Genomic DNA, 23,486 nt, shown 5'->3' on the forward strand with positions numbered 1-23,486 from the left:
ATTAGAAAATATCATAAAATGATGATGGAGAAGCGAAAAAAAGAAGCTCTAATTAATTAAAAAGATCCAAAAAGTCCTTGAAAAAAAACTGATTTTGAAACAGATACCCTTATTGCGCCTAAAAAAGGCTTTTTTTTTAGGCAAAAATTAATTAAAAATAGCAAAAAAATTAAATTTTCCAAAAAATAATCTTCAAAACAAAAAAAGAAGCTGTAACGCTTCATTAAAGGTTAAAAAAACCTCCTTTCGTTACAGCCTCTTAATATGACTTAGCAAAATAAACAACTTTTTTAGCTGGCTTTCCACATACTGGGCAAACATCACTAAACGCTTCTTCGTCTTCTTTAATACAACGACTAGTAGCAGTAGTATCTGCTTTAATTTTATTTTCGCATTCTTCATCACCACACCACATGATTTTTACATATCCGCCTTTAGTAGCAATAATATCTTTGAATTGATCATATGTTGTAGCTTGTCTAATATTTTCATCACGATGTTTCAATGCCTTTTGATACATTTCATCATGAATAGTATCTAACAATTTATTAATTGTATCAGGTAATGTTTCATCTAATGAATAAGTATTTTTAGTTCCATCGTTTCTTTTAGCAATAACGCAAGCATTATTTTCAATATCACGAGGTCCAATTTCAATTCTTAGTGGAATACCACGCATCTCAGCATCCGAGAACTTCCATCCAGGTGTTTTATCACTAGCATCAACTTTAGCACGAATACCTGCTGCTTTTAATTGTTCCATAACTTCATTAGCTTTATCAAGAACACCAGGTTTTTGTTGTTGAATTGGAATGATCATTACTTGAATAGGAGCAACTCTTGGTGGTAAAACTAAACCATTGTTATCACCATGAACCATGATAATCGCTCCAATCAAACGTGTTGAAACACCCCATGATGTTTGGTAAACATATTCTAATTTATTTTCTTTTGATAAAAATTTCATATCAAATGCTTTTGCAAAACCTTGTCCAAAATAGTGACTTGTTCCTGATTGTAAAGCTTTACCATCATGCATTAAAGCTTCAATTGTATATGTTGCTTCAGCACCAGCAAATTTTTCTTTTTCAGTTTTACGACCAGTAACCATTGGAATTGCTAATAATTCACGAGCAGTGTCTTCGTAAATCTTTAACATTTGCAATGTTTCTGCCCAAGCTTCTTCTTTAGTAGCATGAACAGTATGACCTTCTTGCCATAAAAATTCAGCCCCTCTTAAAAATGGTCTAGTTGTTTTCTCCCAACGAACAACAGAACACCATTGATTATATAACTTAGGTAAATCACGATAAGAATTTACAATTTTAGCATAATGTTCGCAAAAAAGTGTTTCAGAAGTTGGACGAATTAATAAATTTTCTTCAAGAGTATCTAAACCACCTTTTGTAACAGTTGCACACTCAGGAGCAAACCCTTCAACATGATCTGATTCCTTTTGTAATAATGATTGGGGAATTAATAGCGGCATATATACATTTTCATGCCCTGTTTCTTTGAATTTTTTATCCATATATTGCTGGATCATTTCCCACATTGCATAGCTATAAGGACGATAAATAATAAATCCTTTAATACTGCTATAATCCATTAATTCCGCTTTTCTACAAACATCAGTATACCACTGCGCGAAATCATCTTCCATTGCTGTTATCGCTTCATTTTTTTTATTAGCCATCATTTCTCCTCATTTCATTATAATCTTTCCCTATTTTACTATTAAAAGCTATAATATGCAAGATAGTTATTCAATTGATATTTTTGTTTGCTTATTTATTCTTGTAAGAACTATTTTTTGATCAATACGTTCTTTTAATTCACTAACATGTGAAATAATGCCAATTAATTTACCATCTTGTTGCAAATCTATTAAACAATTAATTGCCTGATCCAAAGACTGGCTATCTAAAGAACCAAAACCTTCATCAATAAACAACGTATTTAACTCAATACCACCAGCATAATCCTGAATCATTTTAGAAAGCCCTAATGCTAGTGATAATGCTGCTTTAAACGATTCTCCGCCAGATAATGTTTTAACATCACGAATCATACCACTTTCCATATCTAAGACATCTAAATCTAAACCTTGCTTACCAGCACCCTTACTTCGATTATCACGACGATATAATTGATAACGGCCTTGAGACATTCTTTTAAGTAAAACATTGGCATATACTAAAATATTTTCAAAATAAGCCGCTAACACATAACGCTCAAAAGAAATACGATATTGATTTTTACCAGAAGCAACCTCGCTTAAATCTAAATAACACTTATATTTATCATAACTTTTGCTTAACTTTTTATCGATTGTATTAATATCATTTACTGTCTTTTTAATTGTTAAAAACTGCGCCTGATTAATGTTTAATTGTTTAGCCTTGGCATCTAACTCTTCTTTTAGAATTTTAACATCTTTTTCATATTCTAAAAGATCGGTTTTATTTTGATTAGTTAATTCTTTTTCTAATTGCATAATCTGCTTTTCTAATGTTTCTCTAGAAACTAAATAATTTTGATACTTATTTTCCAATATTTCTAAATTATCAATATCTTTTAAAGCTAATAAAAACATCTCTTCATTTTCAAATAATTGTTTTAATTTAGTTTGATATTCAGGAAAATATTTTTGATAGTTATTATTTTGTTCATCAATTTGTTTTTTTAACGATTCTTGTTTCGAATTAAGCTTTATTGTTACTTCTTTAATTTGTTGATAGTTTTGTTCGGTTTGAGTAATTAAATTAGTTAATGACGTTATTTTATCTTGCTTTACTTTTATGGTTTTAGCAATCTGTGAATCATCAAAATCTTTTAAATCATCATTTTGACTGTTTCGACCAATTAACTGATTTATCTTTGCTTGATATTCTTGAATTAAAAGATTATTTTTATCAACTGTTTTACTTAATTGTCCAACATCATTTTGGTATTTTTCGACACTAACTTTCAGTTTTTTTAAATAACTTATTTCTTCACTTATTTCTTTAGCATTTTTTAATAAATGACGCTCTTTAATATTAACTGACCCCAATACTTTAATAAAAACTTCTTTCCCTAGTTCATCATCAATACCTAATCTTTTAGCATCTTCATCTAAATGCTTTTTCATTAATTCAGTTTCTTTATGTTTTAACATCAGTTCATTAAAAATTTCATTTCGTCTTTCACTAAAATGATCAAACTTCTGTTTTGCCCTTTTTAAATCATCATGATCGACAATTTCAAAATCTATACTAGCTGGATGGGGATGCTTTAATGAACCGCAAACAGGACATGGCTGATTATCTTGTAACTGGCTAGCTAAAATACCTGCCTGACTGATTCGATAACGATGTTCAATATCATCGTAAACTTTCTTTTCATACTGATAATCTTTTTCAATATCTTGATATTGTTCACGAAGTTCACAACAACTATAATCACTTAAAACATAATTATCATACTCACTATTTAAAGTATGGATTTCTAATTTATGCTGATGAATTTTTTCATATTCCTGGTTTGTTAATTCATACTTACTTTTTAATGAATCCAAGCGACTTATAGTTAAAGTATCTTTTTCAATTAATTTATTATATTTAGCTAATTTATTTTCTAATTCAATGTTTTTGTCTTTTAAAAGCTGCCATTTTTTTTCAACCTTTTCTTTTTCCAAAATATCCTTTTGATATTCAGTAAAACGTTTTTTTGTTTCCAACAACTTTTCATATTCAATTTGTTCATTTGCTAATTGATTACGATAATTAGGAATCTGTTGATATTTTTCTAATTGCGTATTCAAAACACTTTGTTTATTTGATAATTCTTTTTGTAAATCATCTAATTGTATCGTTAATTTATCAAGATTTATTTTAGTATTTTTTACTTGATTATAGCTATTTTGTAATTTAGTAGCTTTTTTTAATTTTGTAATTGTTTCTTTTAATGAATTATACTCAACTTTTTGTTTTTCAATTTTTTCAAATTTATTTTTTAACTGTTCTAATTGTTCAAATCGTTGATTTATCAAACGATGAAGATTCAATTCCTGATTCTTTTTATTATACTCATTTTGTACTTGGCGATATTGCTTTTCCTCTTTAGTAATTTTATCTTGATACTCTTTGATATACTCTTCTAAATTAATTTCATTATTTTCTAAATTTAAATTTTGATATAAAAGATTACGCTGATTAAATAATAAATCATATTTACTTTTATATTCCCGCACCTCATCTTTTAAGCGTTCTTGTAATAAACCTAAATTATCTGTTTTAAATAAATTTCTTAATACCTTTTCTCTATCTTCACTAGTTGCATAAATCAATCTAGTAAATTCACCTTGAGCAATCATTACAATCTGTTTAAATTGCTTATCATCAATACCTAACAATTCTTTGATCTTTAAATTTACTTCCTTAACCCCTTCAATCATTTTGCCATCAGGCATTGTCAAAATTGCACTAGGCATTTTTGGAGTTTTACGATTAGTTAAATAATATTTAGGAGAACGTCTAACTTTGTAGTTTGCTTGATGTAAAACAAATTCTAATTCTACATATGTTGGAGTGTCATTACCAGCTAGATCACTACGAAATTGTTCGCTACTACGTTCACTACCACTTGAAACGCCATATAATGCAAACATAATAGCATCAAAAATCATAGTTTTACCAGCTCCGGTAGGACCTGTGATTAAAAAAAGACCATTATTAATGAAATTTTCAAAATCAATATTAACAGTCTGTAAATATGGCCCAAATGCTGACATTGTTAATTTTTTAGGCAGCATTATCATCACCTCCAAGCAAAATTTCTGTTACAATTTTTTTACCCTCATCACTTAATTGTTCGCCTTTTATTTTATTATAAAACTGCTCAAACAATTCTACGGGATTTAATTTTTCAAATCCACTATCAGCTTTAGTCAAATTATGTTCATCCTGTTCATTTACTAAAGATGGATAAGTTATTTGTAGAACATTTAAAAATTTAGATCTTAAATAATCGATGGCATTTGGAATCAATGATTTATCTAATAATTCAATCGCAATAAAATCTAGATTATTACCTGGATAAGTATCAGCCATCAATTCATCAAAATAGCCACTGATTTTGATTAGATTTTGTTTAGGCTTAAGACTAATTAATTGATAAGATACATTTTTATTGCTGATTTCAACATCAACAATACTTTTACTTTGATTAACTTCATCAAATGAATAAGCCATTAAACTACCACTATAACGAATTGCTTCTTTAGAAATTTTTTGTGGTGCATGAAGATGTCCTAAAGCAACATAATCAAATTGCTTAACTAAATTAACATCAATAATTTCTGTTCCACCTACATTTAAAATAGCTTCACTATCACTTCTAATATTATCTTGATTACCGGCAATAAATTGATGCGTAATTAAAACATTGGTTTTAGAATAATCTATATTTTGATTTTTTAAATAGCATGCAAAAGCATCCTGATATGTAGTAATTTTTTCATCTTTAAATAAATAACGAATATAAGAAGGTTTAAAAAAAGGCAGTAAATAAAAATTCACTCCATCTATTGTAACAGGTTTTAATTCTTTAGGTGGGTAAGCTTCAATATATAACCCTTCTTGTTTTAATAATCCACTAGCAAATTGCAAACGACTTGCACTGTCATGATTACCAGCAATCATCAACACTTTTTTATGATGTTTTAAAATCACTTTAGTTAAAAAATCATTTAAGACATCAACTGCTTCATTACTTGGGATACTACGATCATAAATATCACCTGCCATGATCAATACATCAATATCATTATCAACTAAATAATTGCATACCTGATCTAATAAATCTGCTTGAATATCTAACAAGCTTTGCTGGTAAAGCCATTTGCCAAGATGAATATCTCCGATATGAACAAATCTCATTTTTATACTCCTTTATAATTCTATTATATAAATTTCTTTAACTCTTTCATCATCCCTGAAATCTTTTTGATATTCTGGTGGTATCGTTTTTGTTTCAAGATATTTAGCGTTTAATTTTTTTATCGTTTTTTTAGAAGCAATATTATCAGGTGAACAAGTAATTACTAACTGTTCAAAGCCTAATCTTTTAGCTATCTTTTTTAGTTTTATTACTGCCTGATAGGCATAATTATGACCACGGTATTGCGGCTCTACACTATAGCCAATATGGCCATCATAATAACGCTGCTCGATTGTTCCTTCACGTAAAACAATTTTTCCAACTTCTTCATTATTTACCTGAATTATAAATATATAATATGGTTTCCAGCCTTGAGGTAAATCTTTATCGACATATGCTTGTTTAATTAATTCCATTTCTCTCACCTAAGCTAAATTATAGCATAAATATAAATCATATCGAGACAAAGAATAAAAAATACAGGTATAAGTGAAATGAACACCATTATTTGCATGTCCAAATAACGAAATCCATTTCAACATCCTGTATTTATTAATTATCATTAATTATTGAAATAATATTATTAACAATGTTTTCTAAACTGCTATCATTAATCAAATGATAATCACAAGCATCTAAATATAACTGGTGTCTTTGTTTATCAAGATCATAAAGTTTTTGTGGTCCTTCTTGTAATAATGGTCGTGAAGCAACATGAACATCTTCGATAATATTATCAATAGGACGATCAATATAGAAAACAATTCCATTTTTCTTCAAATAATCAATATTTTCCTTTTTTAAAATAACTCCACCACCAGTAGAAATTATATGGCCTTGAATATCAGCAAGATTTTTACAACATGCTGTTTCATTTTGACGAAAATAATCTTCGCTAATTGCAAACATCTCATTAATTGATTGATTATATTTTTCAACAATATATTCATCAATATCAATAACCGGACGCTGTAATTTTTCAGCTAATAATTTAGAAATAGTAGTCTTACCACAACCCATGATACCAATTAATACAATATTTTTCATTTTAACCCCCTATGCATGTTGATAATTTCCAATTACTCGTAGTGTTAAACATTTAGTTTTCATTTGTTCAAGTGCCAGTTTAACATTATCATCATGCAAACTGCCTTCAAAATCAATATAAAAATAATATTGCCAGCGTTTATCTTTTATTGGGCGCGATTCTATTCTTGATAAATTAATATGATGGTCTCTGATTGTTTTTAAAACACTATGTAAACTTCCAACTTGATGTTCTAAAGTAAAAACAATACTAACACGATCAGTTTGTTCATGATCTTCTAAATGTTTACCGATAATAATAAACCTTGTATTATTACTTTGTTCATTATGAATATTTTCTTGAATTATATCTAAATTATATAATTTAGCAGCAATTTTTGAAGCAATTGCTCCTTTAGTTTTATCATTACTTTCACTGACAAATTTAGCTGCTGCTGCTGTATTTGAATAATCATGAACAGTTATATTTTGATGAGCTCGTAAATAATTAGACGATTGCATAATTCCTTGAGGATGGCTATAAACATCTTTAATATCTTCAATTTTTGCACCTTTTAATCCAAGCAAATGCTGAGTAATATCAACGCTATGTTCGCCAACAATATAAAAATCATAATCACGAACTAAATCATAATTATCGTTAATAGCCCCGGTTGATGAATTTTCTAAAGGTACGATACCATAATCAATTTCATCATTTTTCAAAGCTTCATAGACATCTTTAAAATTAACATAATTAATATTATTAACATCACCAAAATACTCAAGCATCGCCTGATGAGCAAAAGCCCCAGGTACTCCTGCATATCCTACTTTTACATTTTCATGTTTTCGACAAGCTAGATGATAAGCATCTTTTAAAGGAATGAAAGTAGCCTGATAACTTTTTCCAATATCCATGATGTCTTGAACAAATTTTTTAGCATACTCTTTTAATTCACTATTTTCAATTCGAGCCGCATTTTTTTCAATTACTTCATGTTCACGTTGAGGCTGGAAAATTTCCATATCATGCGCTAATTTATAGGTTACTACTTCTTTACTTAACGACATCCGTTTTTCAAAAAGTTTTATTAATTGTTTATCTATTTCATCAATTTCTTGTCGACACTGTTTTAAATCTTTCATAATCTACCTCACCAAATCTAACATTGCTAATGCAGCCATCGCTTCAACTACAACTGTTGCTCTAAAAACAATACAAGGGTCATGGCGTCCTTTAATAGCAAGGGTAGTATTTTCCTGATGTTTTACATCAATAGTTTTTTGCTCTTTTCCAATTGATGGTGTTGGCTTGATTCCTACAGTAAAAACAATTGGCATACCATTAGAAATACCACCAGTAATACCACCATTATTATTAGAAGTAGTTTTTACTTTTCCCTCTTTATCATAATAATAACAATCATTAGCTTCACTACCATATAATTCACTGATTTTATCATTACCAAAAGCAACTGATTTTACCGCTGGAATAGAAAATAATAAACTTGATAAATGACTTTCAATCGAATCAAAAAATGGTTCCCCAAAACCAGGTTCTAATCCAACTATTGCACATTCAATTTTTCCCCCAACTGAATCTAAATTCATTCGAGCTTGATCAACCGTTTCAACAAACTGATCATAAATTTCCTGATTAATTACTGGATAATGCTGCTTGCTAAGATAATTTAATGTATCTAATGATAATCTTTGATCAAAATTTTCATCATATATATTTTTAATACTTAAAATATGTGCCCCAATATAAATCCCTTTTTGCATTAAAATCTGCTTTGCAATAGCACCAGCAAAAACAATTGGCGCAGTAATTCTACCTGAAAAATGACCACCACCACGAACATCATTAAAACCTTTATACTTAACAAATGCTGGATAATCACTATGACCAGGACGCATTTTTTCTTTCAATAATGAATAATCTTTAGAATGCTGATCACTGTTATAAATCATCCCGCAAAGAGGTGCCCCAGTTGTAATTCCATCTTGAATACCGCTAATAATTTCTACCTGATCAGCTTCTTTACGGCTCGTTGACATTTTATCCTGCCCTGGCGCACGGCGTTTCATTTCCTTTGCTACAGCATCGAAATCAATTTTAATACCACTTGGCAAATTTCCAAGAACAATTCCGATTGCTTTTCCATGCGATTCACCAAAAATTGTAATTTCAATATTATTTTTCCATGTCGATGACATCAATAATTCCTCCTAATGATTGATAGTCTTGCCAAAAACTTGGATACGACTTTTCAACGCATTCCATATTATCTAAAATAATTGGTCTATTACAGCGAGTAACAGCGATAGCTAGCATCATAGCAATTCGATGATCAGCAAAACTTTTACAATTACCACCATCAAATTCTTTTACGCCATTTATAATCATTCCCTCATCTAGTTCTTGAACTTTACCACCAATTTGATTAATTTGGGTAGTTGTTGCAACAATTCGATCACACTCTTTAATTCTTAGTCTTCTTGCATTAACTACTTCACTTTTACCATTAGCTAAAGCCAAAGCAACACTTAAAACTGGAATGACATCAGGACATTGACTAGCATCAACCTTTATAGCACTTAAATTATCGCTAATAACTTTAATACCGTCACTTACAACATCAATCTTAGCTCCCATAGCCGCTAAATAATCTAATATCATTTTATCGCCCTGTAAAGAATCTAAATTTAAATCTGTCAAAACTACATCATTACCAATCGCACCGGCAACCAGGAAAAATGCTGCCTGAGAAAAATCAGCCTCAACGCGATAATTATGCGGATAATATTTTTGATTGCCAGGAATTTCAAATTTTTGATAATCATGATTTATTACTTTTATTCCGTATTGATTTAATATTTGTAAAGTTAAATCAATATAGCCTTTAGATTCTAATGGCGATGTAATTTTTATTGTTGAATCACCATCTAAAAGCGGTAAAGCAAATAATAATCCTGTAATAAACTGTGACGAAATATTACCAGGTATTTTAAAACAATCTGGCTTTAATTTTCCATTGATATATAAATCTAAAATATCTTGTTTATATAAATAACCTATATTTTGCTCATCAAAAATTTCATAATAAGTATCTAATGGTCTTTTTCCTAAATTACCACGACCTGTAAAATGGACTTTATTGGAACAAACAATAGAAATAGGTACCATAAATCTTAAAGTAGACCCTGATTCTTCACAGTCGATCTCACAATTTTGTTTAGTATAAGTAGTAGTTCCATCAATAATTAAATAATCATCATATTGTTCAATTGTAGTACCTAAAGATACCATTGCTTTGATTGTTGCTTGAATATCCTTTGAATATTCAATATTATCAATTCGACTAATTCCCTTAGCCAAACTAGCTGCAATTATTGCTCGATGAGCTAATGATTTAGATGGTGGAACCTGAATAGTTCCTGATAATTTAGTTGGTGTTATTTTTACTGCTGTCATTTTATATCCGATCCTTTGCTTTTATTAATGAATAATCACTTTGATAAACATAACTATCACCAATATCTTTTAATAATATCAATGATAATTTTTTATTTATATTTTTCTTATCTAAACTGATTGCATCGATTAATTTTTCAGTTTCCACATTACTAACTACTGGTAAATGATACTTTTGACAAAGTTCTTGTATTTGTAGATGCAATCCTTGTGGTGATAAATTATGTTCTTCAGCAATCTTTGTAAGTTGTACCATTCCAATACTTACTGCTTCACCATGTGAATATTTTTGATAATGATAATATTGTTCTAAAGCATGACCTAAAGTATGACCAAAATTTAAGACTAACCGATCACCAAAATCAAATTGATCTTTTTCAACTACATCACGCTTAATATCAACACAACGATATATAATTTGATCAATATCTTGATATAAATCATTAAAATCTTGATAACTATTTAATTTATCAAATAATCTTTTATCTTTAATACAACCGTATTTTATTACTTCAGCCATCCCATCATAAATAAAACGTTCTGGTAAAGTTTTTAAAGTAAGCGGGTCAATCAATACCATTTTGGGATGATAAAAAGCTCCAACTAAATTTTTTCCCTCTGGTAAATCAACCGCTACTTTACCACCTACTGATGAGTCAACTTGAGCTAATAAAGAAGTAGGAATCTGAACAAATTTTATTCCTCTTAAAAACGTTGCCGCCACAAATCCAGCCAAATCTCCGATGACACCACCACCTAAAGCAATAATTAAATCTGTTCTTGTCAATTTAAAATTCAATAATGCTTTATATAACGATGGTAAGATATCAAACTGTTTTGATTGCTCTCCGTGTTCTACTATTACATGATCAACTAGATAATCTTTACTTAAAAGATCCGTCAATTGTTTACCATAATAGCCATAAACCTGATCATCGGAAATTATCATTATTTTATTGCCTTGAAATATTTGTTTAATATATTTATCTGCATGATTTAAAATTCCACTTTCAATATAAATTGGATAACTATTTTCTTTTAAAGATACCATTAAATCCATCGTTATAACTCCTTATATAATATTTTGTATGAAAATAAGACTCTTTAACTACTAGCAAAGATTACATTTTTTTACCAACTACAGTAGCAATTTGTGATATCTGTTTTAATAAATTTTCATATTTTTCTGGTCTTAATGATTGTGGTCCATCGCATAATGCTTTTTCTGGATTGTTATGCACTTCTACCATTAATCCATCGGCTCCCGCTGCTATCGCTGCTTTTGCCATTGGTTCTACTAACCACCATTTTCCTCCGGCATGACTTGGATCGATTACTATTGGTAAATGAGTTAATTTCTTTACTACTGGGATTGCCTGTAAATCCAATGTGTTTCTAGTATAGCTTTCGAATGTTCTGATCCCTCTTTCACATAAGATGACATTTGGATTTCCACTTGCCATTATATATTCTGCTGACATGATCCATTCTTCAAATGTTGCACTCAAGCCTCTTTTTAATAAGATTGGTTTTTTAGTCCCGGCTCCGACTTTTTTCAATAAATCGAAGTTTTGCATATTTCTTGCCCCTATCTGGATCAAATCAACTTTTTCATTGAATTCATCTAAATATGATGCATCCATCAATTCCGAACAGATTGGCAGTCCTGTTTCTTTTTTAGCTGCTACTAAAATATCTAATCCTGATGATCCCATTCCCTGGAATGCATATGGTGAAGTTCTTGGTTTGAAAGCACCACCTCTTAAAATATTAGCTCCTGAAGCTTTGATTGATTTAGCTATTTCAATTACCTGTTCTTCACTTTCAACAGAACATGGTCCAGCAATCAAAGCCAGATTATCACCACCAACTTTAACCCCAGCTACATCGACAATTGTATCTTCAGGATGAAAAGCTCGGTTAGCTAATTTATATGGTTCAGAAACCTTCATTACTTTTTCAACACATTCTTCTACTTCAATTACTTTAGGATCGATTCTGGTAGTATCTCCTACCATTCCAATAATTGTTTGAATTTCTCCTTTTGATACATGTGGTTCAGCACCATTATCACGAATTATCCCTTCAATTTTTTTAATATTTTCATCATTAGTATGCGGTTTTAAAACAATAATCATTTAATTTTCCTCCTTATATAACAAAAAAACTCGTCCTAGCAAAGGACGAGATAACTTCGTGGTACCACCTTTATTCACTAATAGGTCACCCTATCAGCCTCATCAAGTACGCCATATTAATTATGGTTCATACTCTAACACGATAACGGGTGTTCCCGGAGATGCCTACTATTTTCAACATTCTACTCCTTGATGTATTCAACTATTTGTTTGGATATCGTCACACCACACCGATACTCTCTTTGCCTAAACGCCTAGCCTACTAGTTCAATTCTTCGTATTTAATTTATTATGTTATTAACATAATACTAGTAAATAATTTTTTTGTCAATTAATAAATATTTATTTTTTTATCTCTTCTAACGCCATTCTAATTAGTAATAGGATTACCATACAAAAATAACTTATTATATAATGACTAAACTTTATTCATTTAATCATCTTTTGATTATTTCGTAAATATAGATATACATACATTTATAATGCTAGGGTTCATCTTATAATTATATGTTTAAAAAAACGTTCTTGAAATTCTACTAAAGCTTCAATTTGCTCATTACTATAGTTTTTATTCGTTGGAACTATTACTAATTTATCATCATTATCATCGATTCTATGAATCAATGCGATACATTTTCCAGTAAAATATTTTATTGGTCCAAATACTCCTAATATATAACAATCTAATTCTTCACTATCCCCACTAATGGTATTTGGAACATACCCATAATTAATTGGATAAATAAAACCATAGTCAGGATGTTTACTTCCAAATTCTCTGTCTATTTTAACCTCAAGAATCCTTCCAACATATTTTTTATTATCCAAATTCAGTTACCTCCATAAATAAAATTTGTATAAAACATATAATAATATATTAAAAGCATCCTATTTTCTTACTGTACTGATCCAAAAGTTTTATACTGATACTCCTTTTTTTAAAATCATATTTACTTAATCAATTTATCCAATACTTTCCTAACATTATGAGCAGCATCATCTTGAATTTCAATAATTCTTGCTCCCCTTGACTTAGCAACCTCTCTTAAATCAACAGCTATTGCGGTATGATAAGAACATCCAATCACTAAAAATACATCACCAGGTCCTAGACCATAAACCATTTCATATGCTTTTTGATAATTTGGCGCAGGGTCACCATATAAAACCGGCTTATTATATAATGACCAGGCTTGATCCATTTCATCATCTTCAGGTAAACCACCATGCATTTCTAATGCATCACTTCCAGCCAACTTATGTAATCCGTCAATATTCATTGTAATAACTGGAATTTTATATTCAGCTAAAGCAATATGGGCATCATTTGGTTTTGCCCCATTCATATTAGCTTTTAATTGTCTAATAACTTCGTTATATTCTTCATGATGAGTATTAGCATAATCTCTAAACAACTTTTCTCTAACTTCAGGCTGTTCCATAAAAGTAGGAATATTAGATTGCTTTGATATTCCCGCACCTGTAAAAGCTAAAATTTTCATTAAAACCATCTCCTTTATTTTATATTAAACATTTAATTTTAAATTATAGTTATTTTTATTTGCAATAAAACTTATTTATCATAATTATACTTGATTTATAGTATAAAATAAAATAAAAGATACTCAATAGAATAGTAATTAAACTCTCAAGTATCTTGCAATAACACTAAAACAACATCTTATAATTCATTTGTTTTATTAGACATATTATTATCAATAAATTCAATGAATGGCTTTTTATTTACCTCATCCATGTTTTTTATATACCACTCATATGACTCTTTTAAACCATCTTCTAATGATAGTGTTGATGATATTAAAGTATCTTGATTTGTAACATCCAAATAATATTCGTAATCATAAAAACTAAAATATTTTCTTTGATTTATATTATCATAAACATTTATAAACTTAGGCTTTTTATTCAACACACCATAACAAGCTTCTACCCATTCTTTGATAGTAATTGCTTCTTTATTTCCTACATTAAAAATGTGTTGTACCGGTTTATTTTCTATAAGAAAATCTATAACCCGACATAAGTCTTTAACATGGAAAAATTGTAATTTCATTGAACCATCTTTAGGCAAATAAAATGGTCTATCATCAATTGCACAATCAAAAACAAAAGCTTCTCGATATACATTATTCATCGGTCCATATAAATATGGTGGTCTAAGAATATAAGCATCACTCACTCTTTGCATAAGTGTTTTTTCAGCAGCGATTTTATCAGTCCCATATTTTCCCCAAAACTTATTTTTTGCTAAAACACTATTCTCTTTAAAAGGCTGACTGCCATATTCAGGATAAACCGCACTAGAACTTATCATGATATATTGTTTAAAATTACCTAAACCATCTAATAAATCATTAATATCATTTTCATTATATGCAACAACATCGATAACTACATCAAAACTCATATTCTTTAACTTTTCTTGCAGGTGATGCCTATTGACTTCAATTAGTTTAACTCCTCGAGATTGCAATCTTGTATTTCTGTTTAATACATAGACACTATCTCCTTTAGAAACATAATACTCAGCGATATATCTACTTAAAAAAACCGTACCACCTGTTACTAATATCTTTTTCATCTTTTTCTCCATATTCTTTTTATTAATTGAACAATAATATATTATCAAATATTTTTAATTGGGTCATATTTAGGTAAAGATGAAGCAAATTTATTTAGATTAATAATTTTAAATTTGTCGTTTTTTATAAAAATTACAACTTATTACTTATAATAAATATTTTTCGTTTTATCAATCTTTTCTTGCTTTAAACATTCCCGCATGTGTTGTTAAATAAAAAATCTTATTTTTGTCAAAATAATGTTTTAAATATTGGTAAAATTGCACTTTTTTTCTATATAACGGTTCTAAATTAGGACTCAGTCCTTTTCCGCTTAATATAAATTGATAAAATAAATCCATATCTGTAATTTCATAAGTTTCTTTACGATCAAATGATTCAACATTGTAAAAATATTTGATTAATTTTTCTTTACCATTTTCATATCCAAATCGGTTATATAATATCTCTTGATCAAATGATATTTTAGAATCAAATTTTTTTAACATCTCATCTCTTTCTACCATCATATCCTTAGCTATTGTCGAACAATATATAGTACCTCCTTTTTTTAGTACCCTATATATTTCTTTTAAAGCCTGATCTAAATTTTCAAAATACATTAAAACATGATTAATGATTATAATTTCAAAACTTTCATCATCATATGGCAAATGAAAACAATCAGCCAAATCAAAAGATTTTATTTGTGAGATGTCATAAAGTTTCAAATAACTTTCATCTATCATCTTTTGAGAAATATCACTTAAAATTATTTCAATATTTTTAGGAATCCTATCTTTATTACATTGCCATAATGTACCATCTCCACAACCTATTTCTAAAATCTTGTCACTATCGTTAAATTGATAATGATCAAACATCCATTCATGAAAGTTTTGATCAAAATGGGTATGTTTATGATGAAATAAAACCCTTGTTTTTTAATCCATCTGGTGTTTCAAATTGAAGTTGTAAATTTTGTCTATTTTGAATTTGTAAAAATTTTGTATATATTTTTGAAATATTCATGTTATTTTCATTTTGTATTTCATCAATAAGAGATAACATTATTTTAGTATTAGTTAACTGTATATTTAATAAATCTTTTTGCATGACTATTTGTTCTTCAATGTTTTTATCCTTAATAATGTATTTGATTTCTTCTAGAGTATAGCCTGCTTTCTTTAAAAGCTGTATTGTCTGTAATTGTATAAAATAATCTTCTTCAATATATTTTCTACCATTTTCAATAACTGGTATAATCAAATTTATGCTTTCATAATATCTTAAAGTTCTAAGTGTTGTATGAGTAATATTTGCAAATTCTCTATAACTATATTTTTCCATTACCTTCACCTCTTGATTAGATTATAATTTGGAACGTAACGTCACTGTCAACTGAAATTTCTATTAATATCTTTTATTATTTTAATCCAAATTATTTATACCCATATCAAAAGTATACATCATTCTATATCAATAAATTATTTTTTTAGCTTAACAGGAATCCAGATCTCACTATATGCATAATCTTCTTTATATTCATTCATTTTAGTAAAAGAAAAGGAAAAAGAAAATGCTAATTCATAATTAGAAGCAGGCAGCCATTTTGAATATATTTTGGCCATCGTATTTTGTAGTGTAGAAGGAAATGGCCCTTTATTTGGAAAAACTGCCCATGTACAAGCTGGCATTGAACACTTATCAAATTGATTACTAAAATCCTCTCGTGTAGTTAAAACCCCAACTAAATGTGTTAAATGGCCTTTTTCTTCAAGAAAATCGCTATCAGAATCATAAGATACATTTACTACTTCAAATGGTTCAATATTTTGTAATTCACGTAACTCCTTCCATTGATTTTCTGTTATTCCTTGTGTCAATTTTACTATTTCGTTATTTACACCTTCAAATTGCAAGGCTACGCGTTTACTGACTCCAACAAAATTAAATGCTTCTTTTTCAACAATTTTAAAATCCATACTTTTCTCTTTAAACGATAATAAATTCTTTAAAAAATCATTTATTTTAATTCATTTATTAATAACTTCCTATATTTTTTTCTGATATATTTTTTCAATCTTTCCATGCCGATTTTCTTTATAATCACATATTTTAAAGCCATATTTTTCATATAAATTTACATGATCTGATACTATATATACTGCTGTAAATCCTAAACTGCTTGCATAATCAATAGCCTTATCTATCATTTTTTTACTTAATCGGTAACCTCGATATTTTTCATCAACATAAATATAGCCAATAAATGGTCTATAATTTACATCTTTAATGCAATCTTCTTTAGTAAATGTACAAAAAGCAATAATATTATTATCTTTTAAAACAATCAAAACACGCTGCCAATCATTAAAATAGTTATTAATCATTTTACTAGCTAATGATTTTCCAGCTTTCCACGGACAATTTTGGATATATTCTATTGCTTTTTGCCATTCTTTGTCATTTGATGTAATAAATTTTAATTCCATTTTATCTTCCTTATAATAGTAATATTTTAATGTAATTATTTTATCAAACAATAATATTATTTTAAATCTCTTCAATTACTTTTAGTATAATTTTAATAAACAAAAAAGAAGATCTCTTTGACCTTCTTTTGCCTATTTTAAGATTATTTCCAAATTTCATCTGCTATTTCTTTAACTAACTCTAATTTTGCCCATTGCTGTTTTTCAGTTAGTTTATTTCCAATTTCACAAGAAGCAAAGCCACATTGGGGACTTAAGCATAGTCTATCTAATGGAATATATTTTTTAGCCTCATTGATTCTAGCGATAATCTCTTCCTTATTTTCTAAAACTGGTGATTTTGTTGTAATTAAACCTAAAACAACTTTTTTATCTCCAGACACTTTTGCCAGTGGTGCAAATCCACCAGATCTTTCATCATCAAATTCTAAATAAAATGCATCAACATTTTGATTGCCAAATAAAACATCGGCTACTGGATCATAGGCACCACTATTGGCATATGTAGAATGGAAATTTCCTCTACAAACATGCATACTAATGACCATATCTTTTGGCGCATTAGCAATAACCTTATTATTAATATCTTTATGAATCTTTTGGATTTCTTTTAGTCCTTCTGGAGTAGTTCCATATGCAAGATGACCAGTTTTATCAGCCATCATTCCCCAAGTACAATCATCAAATTGTAAATTTCGACATCCTGCATTATACAAATCATCAATTACCTTTTTATAACCAGCAACAATATCATTAATTAATTCTTCATCACTTGAATAATACTTTTCAGTATTTTCTCTATTAAAAGGCATTATAAATTGTGCTAAAAATTGAGCTGGTGCAGGAATTGTTTGCTTAGCTACTGTATTTTCATCTTCTAATGCTTTAATAAATCTAAAATGATCAACAAATGAATGTTCATGTGTTAATTTAACTTTACCAGTTAAATAAGTATCATCAATCATTGCTGCCTCACCATGAAATGGTAAACCAGTATTTGTCTTAGAATGCCCTACTCCTTCAAAATCCCACATAAAATCTAAATGCCAAGTAGCACGTCTAAATTCACCATCAGTAATAACATGATATCCTAGTTTTTTTATTTTAGTTACCAAATCAATAATACATTCATCTTCGACATTTTTTAATTCACCGTAAGATATTGAACCAGCCTCAAATTCTTTTCGAGCGTTTTTTAATTTCTCTGGTCGTAAAAAACTACCGACAAAATCATATTTAAAAGGTATTTGTAAGTTACTCATTAATTCATCCTCCTATAATATCTACCGGATATTTTAACAAGCTAATTACTATTTGAAAAATATAAAAATTTATCGGTTTACTATAGTTTTTATCTATAGCAAAAAAATTTTAAGCCTTTAAATTCTTTTTGAATCATTTCCATCACTTTTTTTTAACCTTTTTAAAACATATGCCATATTCTGACCAATATTTTTCATGTTTTCGATTCCTTCTAAATCAGTTTCAACATCACCTGGTAATTGACCATAAACCATATTCCAATATGTTGAACCAACAATAATCATTTGCTGATTCAAGAAAAAAATGATTCATTGCATCCACTGCATTTAAACCACCACCACGTCGAAGTGATACGATGGATGCTCCTGCTTTATATTTAATTGAAAGGGTTTCTTTATTCATATCCAATACAACTGCAGCTCTTTCTAATAAAGCTTGCATAGATGAAGATATATTAGCCATATATACTAGTGAGCCTAATATGATTCCATCAGCAGTCATTATTTTGTTAAAAACATCATTAAAATCATCTTTATAAACACAATTTTTTCTACTATTACAAGCAAAGCAGGCACGACAGGAATTAATTTTTTTGTCATAGAGAGTTACTAATTCTGTTTCTATTCCTTCCTTATTTAACTCTTTAAAAATATATTTAATAAGTATTGTAGTATTACTATCTTTTCTAGAACTACCGTTTATTCCTATTACCTTCATCTTTTCTCCTCAATTTATTTTCATTAATACTATATTTAATTGATATAGAACAGTTATTTTATTCAATATCTTTTTTTAATTTACATAATAAATAATCCAAACTATCAATTTGACGATGATATTGATGCAATTTATCTATAAGCTTATTTCGATGTTTTGATAAAACATAAATCAACGAATCAATTTGTTGTGCTTTTTTCAATAATTTACATTTTTCAATCATTTCATGATCACATCCAGCATCCAATAAATTTTCTATAAAACAACTATTTTGATCATAATAATCTGGCAATAATATCACCCCCTATTAATTAAATAACATTCTAATTTTCAGTCATTAAAATGTCTAATATTTATAATTTATATCAAGTTATTCTTTTTAAGAATAATTATCTTCTGTATAATAAACATAGAGGTGATTAAAATGGAAATAAGAGTTTTACGTTATTTTCTAGCAATCGCAAGAGAAGAAAATATGACTAGAGCTGCAAAATATCTTCATGTAACCCAACCTACCTTATCTAAACAAATAAAGCAATTAGAAGAAGAAATTGGTAAAAAGTTATTTATCCGCAGTAATTATAGTATTAAATTAACTGACGAAGGTCTTCTTTTAAGAAAAAGAGCTGAAGATATTTTAAGCATGGTTGATAAAACGATGGAAGAATTCCAGGCATTAGATGATATTACTGGTGGCGATATCTATATTGGTGCTGCTGAATCTGAATCATTTAGCTATTTTGCAACAGTTGCTAAAGATTTACAGCTTCAATATCCAAATGTAAAATTTCATTTATACAGTGGTAATACTGAAGTTATCGCTGAAAGACTAGATCGAGGTTTATTAGATTTTGCCATAATTGTTCAAGAAGTAGATTTATCTAAGTATAACTATATTAAAATACCTACCAGTGATACTTGGGGAGTTATTATGCGTAAAGATAGCCCACTAGCAAAAAAAGAATATATCACTATCGAAGATTTAATTGATCTACCTTTAATTGTATCAAGACAAGGAATCACTGAAGATTATCCAAAGTTATTTAAAGAAAAATTAGATCAACTACACATTGTAGCAACTTTTGACCTTATTTATAACGCTTCTATCATGGTCAAAGAAGGATTTGGCTACGCATTAAGTTTTGATAAAATCGTCGATACTAGTGAAAATAGTGAGCTTTGTTTTCGAGTACTAAAACCAGAATTAAAAACTAATATGTATATTATCTGGAAAAAATATCAAGTATTTACACCTATTGCTGAAAAGCTATTATCAAAGATGCAACAACACTTCAATGATAGATAAATAGAATAATTAGATATAAAATATAAATATTGGATATTTCTTTACCATCTTTATACAATAAAATCATCAAAATTTTATTGAAAGGATGGATAATAATGAGTTTTAAAGAAGATTTTTTATGGGGTGGCGCTACAGCAGCTAATCAACATGAAGGAGGCTATAACAAAGGAGGACGTGGCCTAAGTACATTTGATGTTGTAACTGGTGGTGGATATAAGGTTCCTAGAAAAGTTACTTTTAAAACCGCTAACGGGAAAATAGGTGCAGTTCCTGTTGATAGCACTATGACAGGACCAGTACCAGAAAATAGTACAGGCTATATTAAAGAAAATACTTATTACCCTAGTCATGAGGCGACTGATTTTTATCATCATTGGAAAGAAGATATCGCTTTAATGGCCAAGATGGGATTTAAATGTTTTCGAATGTCAATTAGCTGGTCTAGAATCTGTCCTAATGGTATGTATGAAATCAATGAAGAAGGACTTAAGTTCTATGATCTTATCTTTGATGAGTTATTAAAATTTGGTATTGAACCGGTGGTGACAATTAACCATTTTGAAATGCCTATGTATTTAGCTGACCATTATGATGGCTGGCTAAGTCGCGAAGTCATTGATTTTTTCCTTTTTTATACTAAAACTATTTTTGAACGTTATAAAAATAAAGTAAAATACTGGATGACATTTAATGAAATCAATGTCTTATCTGGATGGTGTCAAATCGGCGTTCATAATAATAATCCTCAAAATTTATATCAAGCTCATCATCATATCTTTGTTGCTAGCGCGAAAGCTGTTAAATTAGGTCATCAAATTAACCCCAATTTTAAAATTGGAATGATGGTATCTTATACACCTAGTTACCCAATGACATGTAAACCAGAAGATGTTATGGAAGCAATTAAATTTAATCGTCAAAAAGAATTTTATATGGATGTTCAAGTAAGAGGATATTATCCTGAATATCAATTAAAGAAATTTGAAAGAGAAAATATTCATATCAAAATGGAAAAAGATGATTTGAAGATTATTGAAAATGAAACTGTAGACTATATTGGTTTTAGCTACTATATGTCAACTGTTTCTTCAACTGATCCAAATGCTAAAAAAACTGAAGGAAATCAATTTATAGCATATAAAAACCCTTATTTAAAAACATCAAATTGGGGTTGGACTGTCGATCCCCTTGGACTAAGAATTGCTTTAAATCAAATTTATGACCGTTATCATAAACCAATGTTTATCGTTGAAAATGGTTTAGGTGCCAAAGATGTTATTGAAAAAGATGGAACTATCAATGATGATTATCGTATTGAATATTTAAAGAATCATATCAAAGCAATGAAAGATGCTGTTGAATTAGATGGTGTTGATTTAATCGGATATACAGTATGGGGCTGCATTGATATTGTTTCAGCAGGAACTGGAGAAATGAAAAAAAGATATGGTCTTGTTTATGTAAATAAACACGATGATGGAAGTGGCGATTTTTCTAGAATAAAGAAAAAATCGTTTAATTGGTATAAAAACGTTATTCAAAGTAATGGCGAAAGCCTCGATAATTACTAAATAAAAAAGAAGCATCGCTTCTTTTTTATTTAGTGTGTTAAAGCATAAAACCAAAATCTATGGTAATGGTTTATCACTAGCTAAATATAAATCATACCATTGTTGTCTAGTTAGTTTAACATTTATAGCCTCTACACTTTCTTTTAAATGAACCGGTGAAGTTGTTCCAACAATAGGCTGCATATTAGCTGGATGACGTAATATCCAGGCAATAGCAATAGCCGTTTTACTAACATGGTATTCATTAGCTAATTTTTCTAACTCCTGATTTAATTTAGCGTAATCAGGATTATCAATAAATGTTCCTTCAGCCCAAGAAGCCTGAATAACACTCCATGGTTGAATAGTGATATCATTTAAACGACAAAAATCTAAAACGCCACCATCTTTATCTTGAGCCCAATCTTCTTTCATATTCATATTTAATCCTGAATCAATCATAACAGAATGAACAATTGAAAGTTGTAATTGATTAATGATGATTGGATATTTTGAATACTTTTGTAATAATTTGATTTGATATGGCGTATGATTAGAAACACCAAAATATCTTACTTTTTTACTTTCATACAATTCATCAAAAGCTTCAGCCACTTCTTGAGGATCACATAATGCATCAGGTCGATGCAATAATAAAATATCAACATAATCGCAATTCAATCTTTTTAAAGATTCATTAACACTATTAATGATATGTTCTTTAGAAAAATCATAACGTTTACCTGGAACAATGGCACATTTAGTTTGAATAATCATCTTTTCACGATATTCAGGATGTTTTTTTAAAACTGCTCCAAATAATTCTTCAGATTTTCCCCCACCATAAATATCAGCATGATCAAAGAAATTAATGCCTAAATCTAAAGCTGTAGCAATTAGCTCTTCAACTTCTTCAACGCTTTTATCAGCAATTCGCATACATCCTAAAGCAATCTTTGAGACCTTTAAATCTGTTTTTGGTAATTGATAATATTCCATAATAAAC

The 23,486-nt window shown here is 28.9% G+C and carries 24 protein-coding genes and 1 other annotated feature; of the genes, 2 read left to right on the forward strand and 22 right to left on the reverse strand.

The window, feature by feature from the left end; all coding sequences use genetic code 11:
* Positions 1 to 259: 259 nt before the first annotated feature.
* The 21 genes from proS to B5E92_RS03465 all read right to left on the reverse strand — a co-directional run bounded on the left by proS (position 260) and on the right by B5E92_RS03465 (position 19,916).
* Positions 260 to 1,696 (reverse strand): proline--tRNA ligase, encoded by a 1,437-nt coding sequence (gene proS / locus B5E92_RS03370; RefSeq protein WP_204245226.1) that lies wholly within the window; start codon positions 1,694 to 1,696, stop codon positions 260 to 262.
* Between the two features lie 66 nt (positions 1,697 to 1,762).
* The gene (locus tag B5E92_RS03375) at positions 1,763 to 4,795 is read right to left on the reverse strand and encodes an AAA family ATPase (RefSeq protein ID WP_087299235.1); all 3,033 of its coding nucleotides are present in this window, start codon (positions 4,793 to 4,795) and stop codon (positions 1,763 to 1,765) included.
* On the reverse strand, positions 4,785 to 5,921 hold the full coding sequence (locus B5E92_RS03380) for an exonuclease SbcCD subunit D (protein WP_087299237.1): 1,137 nt from the start codon (positions 5,919 to 5,921) through the stop codon (positions 4,785 to 4,787). Before B5E92_RS03380 ends, B5E92_RS03375 begins: the two co-directional genes overlap by 11 nt.
* A 12-nt stretch (positions 5,922 to 5,933) precedes the next feature.
* Complete coding sequence (locus B5E92_RS03385; protein ID WP_087299239.1) at positions 5,934 to 6,338, reverse strand: GNAT family N-acetyltransferase; 405 nt, start codon at positions 6,336 to 6,338, stop codon at positions 5,934 to 5,936.
* Between the two features lie 136 nt (positions 6,339 to 6,474).
* Positions 6,475 to 6,969, reverse strand: coding sequence for a shikimate kinase (locus B5E92_RS03390; RefSeq protein ID WP_087299241.1), 495 nt, complete (start codon positions 6,967 to 6,969; stop codon positions 6,475 to 6,477).
* Between the two features lie 9 nt (positions 6,970 to 6,978).
* Entirely contained in the window at positions 6,979 to 8,097 is a 1,119-nt protein-coding gene (gene pheA, locus B5E92_RS03395; RefSeq protein WP_087299243.1) for a prephenate dehydratase, read from the reverse strand.
* Positions 8,098 to 8,100: 3 nt separating this feature from the next.
* On the reverse strand, positions 8,101 to 9,171 hold the full coding sequence (gene aroC, locus B5E92_RS03400; RefSeq protein ID WP_087299245.1) for a chorismate synthase: 1,071 nt from the start codon (positions 9,169 to 9,171) through the stop codon (positions 8,101 to 8,103).
* A complete protein-coding gene (gene aroA, locus B5E92_RS03405) occupies positions 9,149 to 10,429 on the reverse strand; it encodes a 3-phosphoshikimate 1-carboxyvinyltransferase (RefSeq protein ID WP_087299247.1) in 1,281 nt (426 codons plus the stop codon). The genes aroC and aroA overlap by 23 nt, the downstream gene beginning before the upstream one ends.
* 1 nt (position 10,430) lies before the next feature.
* The gene (aroB, locus tag B5E92_RS03410; RefSeq protein WP_087299249.1) at positions 10,431 to 11,489 is read right to left on the reverse strand and encodes a 3-dehydroquinate synthase; all 1,059 of its coding nucleotides are present in this window, start codon (positions 11,487 to 11,489) and stop codon (positions 10,431 to 10,433) included.
* Positions 11,490 to 11,550: 61 nt separating this feature from the next.
* Positions 11,551 to 12,567: a 3-deoxy-7-phosphoheptulonate synthase gene (aroF, locus tag B5E92_RS03415; protein ID WP_087299251.1), complete on the reverse strand. Its 1,017-nt coding sequence runs from the start codon at positions 12,565 to 12,567 to the stop codon at positions 11,551 to 11,553.
* A gap of 38 nt (positions 12,568 to 12,605) precedes the next feature.
* Positions 12,606 to 12,852 (reverse strand) — a binding site (T-box leader).
* A 207-nt stretch (positions 12,853 to 13,059) separates the two neighbouring features.
* Positions 13,060 to 13,395: an inorganic diphosphatase gene (locus B5E92_RS03420; RefSeq protein ID WP_087299253.1), complete on the reverse strand. Its 336-nt coding sequence runs from the start codon at positions 13,393 to 13,395 to the stop codon at positions 13,060 to 13,062.
* Positions 13,396 to 13,517: 122 nt separating this feature from the next.
* Entirely contained in the window at positions 13,518 to 14,069 is a 552-nt protein-coding gene (locus B5E92_RS03425; RefSeq protein WP_087299254.1) for a Sir2 family NAD-dependent protein deacetylase, read from the reverse strand.
* A 179-nt stretch (positions 14,070 to 14,248) separates the two neighbouring features.
* Positions 14,249 to 15,169 (reverse strand): NAD-dependent epimerase/dehydratase family protein, encoded by a 921-nt coding sequence (locus tag B5E92_RS03430; protein WP_087299256.1) that lies wholly within the window; start codon positions 15,167 to 15,169, stop codon positions 14,249 to 14,251.
* Positions 15,170 to 15,340: 171 nt separating this feature from the next.
* Positions 15,341 to 16,033, reverse strand: a complete 693-nt coding sequence (locus tag B5E92_RS03435) for a class I SAM-dependent methyltransferase (protein ID WP_087299258.1) — start codon at positions 16,031 to 16,033, stop codon at positions 15,341 to 15,343.
* A gap of 34 nt (positions 16,034 to 16,067) precedes the next feature.
* Positions 16,068 to 16,499 (reverse strand): MerR family transcriptional regulator, encoded by a 432-nt coding sequence (locus B5E92_RS03440; protein ID WP_087299261.1) that lies wholly within the window; start codon positions 16,497 to 16,499, stop codon positions 16,068 to 16,070.
* A 137-nt stretch (positions 16,500 to 16,636) separates the two neighbouring features.
* Positions 16,637 to 17,134, reverse strand: a complete 498-nt coding sequence (locus tag B5E92_RS03445; RefSeq protein WP_087299264.1) for a GyrI-like domain-containing protein — start codon at positions 17,132 to 17,134, stop codon at positions 16,637 to 16,639.
* A 69-nt stretch (positions 17,135 to 17,203) separates the two neighbouring features.
* Positions 17,204 to 17,644 carry a GNAT family N-acetyltransferase gene (locus tag B5E92_RS03450; protein WP_087299266.1) on the reverse strand — a complete coding sequence of 147 codons (441 nt, stop codon included), beginning with the start codon at positions 17,642 to 17,644 and terminating at the stop codon, positions 17,204 to 17,206.
* A 143-nt stretch (positions 17,645 to 17,787) separates the two neighbouring features.
* Complete coding sequence (locus tag B5E92_RS03455; protein WP_087299268.1) at positions 17,788 to 18,906, reverse strand: 5-methyltetrahydropteroyltriglutamate--homocysteine S-methyltransferase; 1,119 nt, start codon at positions 18,904 to 18,906, stop codon at positions 17,788 to 17,790.
* Between the two features lie 117 nt (positions 18,907 to 19,023).
* Positions 19,024 to 19,161: a hypothetical protein gene (locus tag B5E92_RS15615; RefSeq protein WP_204245227.1), complete on the reverse strand. Its 138-nt coding sequence runs from the start codon at positions 19,159 to 19,161 to the stop codon at positions 19,024 to 19,026.
* On the reverse strand, positions 19,136 to 19,624 hold the full coding sequence (locus tag B5E92_RS03460) for a flavodoxin family protein (RefSeq protein ID WP_204245228.1): 489 nt from the start codon (positions 19,622 to 19,624) through the stop codon (positions 19,136 to 19,138). The genes B5E92_RS15615 and B5E92_RS03460 overlap by 26 nt, the downstream gene beginning before the upstream one ends.
* Positions 19,625 to 19,682: 58 nt before the next feature.
* Entirely contained in the window at positions 19,683 to 19,916 is a 234-nt protein-coding gene (locus tag B5E92_RS03465; protein ID WP_087299270.1) for a hypothetical protein, read from the reverse strand.
* Positions 19,917 to 20,048: 132 nt separating this feature from the next.
* Here B5E92_RS03465 and B5E92_RS03470 point away from each other — a divergent pair, with 132 nt between their 5' ends.
* Together B5E92_RS03470 and B5E92_RS03475 are read left to right on the forward strand one after the other, a co-directional pair.
* A complete protein-coding gene (locus tag B5E92_RS03470) occupies positions 20,049 to 20,930 on the forward strand; it encodes a LysR family transcriptional regulator (protein WP_087299272.1) in 882 nt (293 codons plus the stop codon).
* Between the two features lie 95 nt (positions 20,931 to 21,025).
* Complete coding sequence (locus B5E92_RS03475) at positions 21,026 to 22,501, forward strand: glycoside hydrolase family 1 protein (protein ID WP_087299274.1); 1,476 nt, start codon at positions 21,026 to 21,028, stop codon at positions 22,499 to 22,501.
* A 57-nt stretch (positions 22,502 to 22,558) separates the two neighbouring features.
* Here B5E92_RS03475 and B5E92_RS03480 read toward each other — a convergent pair whose 3' ends face one another.
* Positions 22,559 to 23,479 carry an aldo/keto reductase family oxidoreductase gene (locus B5E92_RS03480; protein ID WP_087299276.1) on the reverse strand — a complete coding sequence of 307 codons (921 nt, stop codon included), beginning with the start codon at positions 23,477 to 23,479 and terminating at the stop codon, positions 22,559 to 22,561.
* Between the last annotated feature and the right edge of the window lie 7 nt (positions 23,480 to 23,486).

The sequence above is a fragment of the Erysipelatoclostridium sp. An15 genome, from assembly GCF_002160675.1.
Lineage (GTDB): Bacteria > Bacillota_I > Bacilli_A > Erysipelotrichales > Coprobacillaceae > Thomasclavelia > Thomasclavelia merdavium.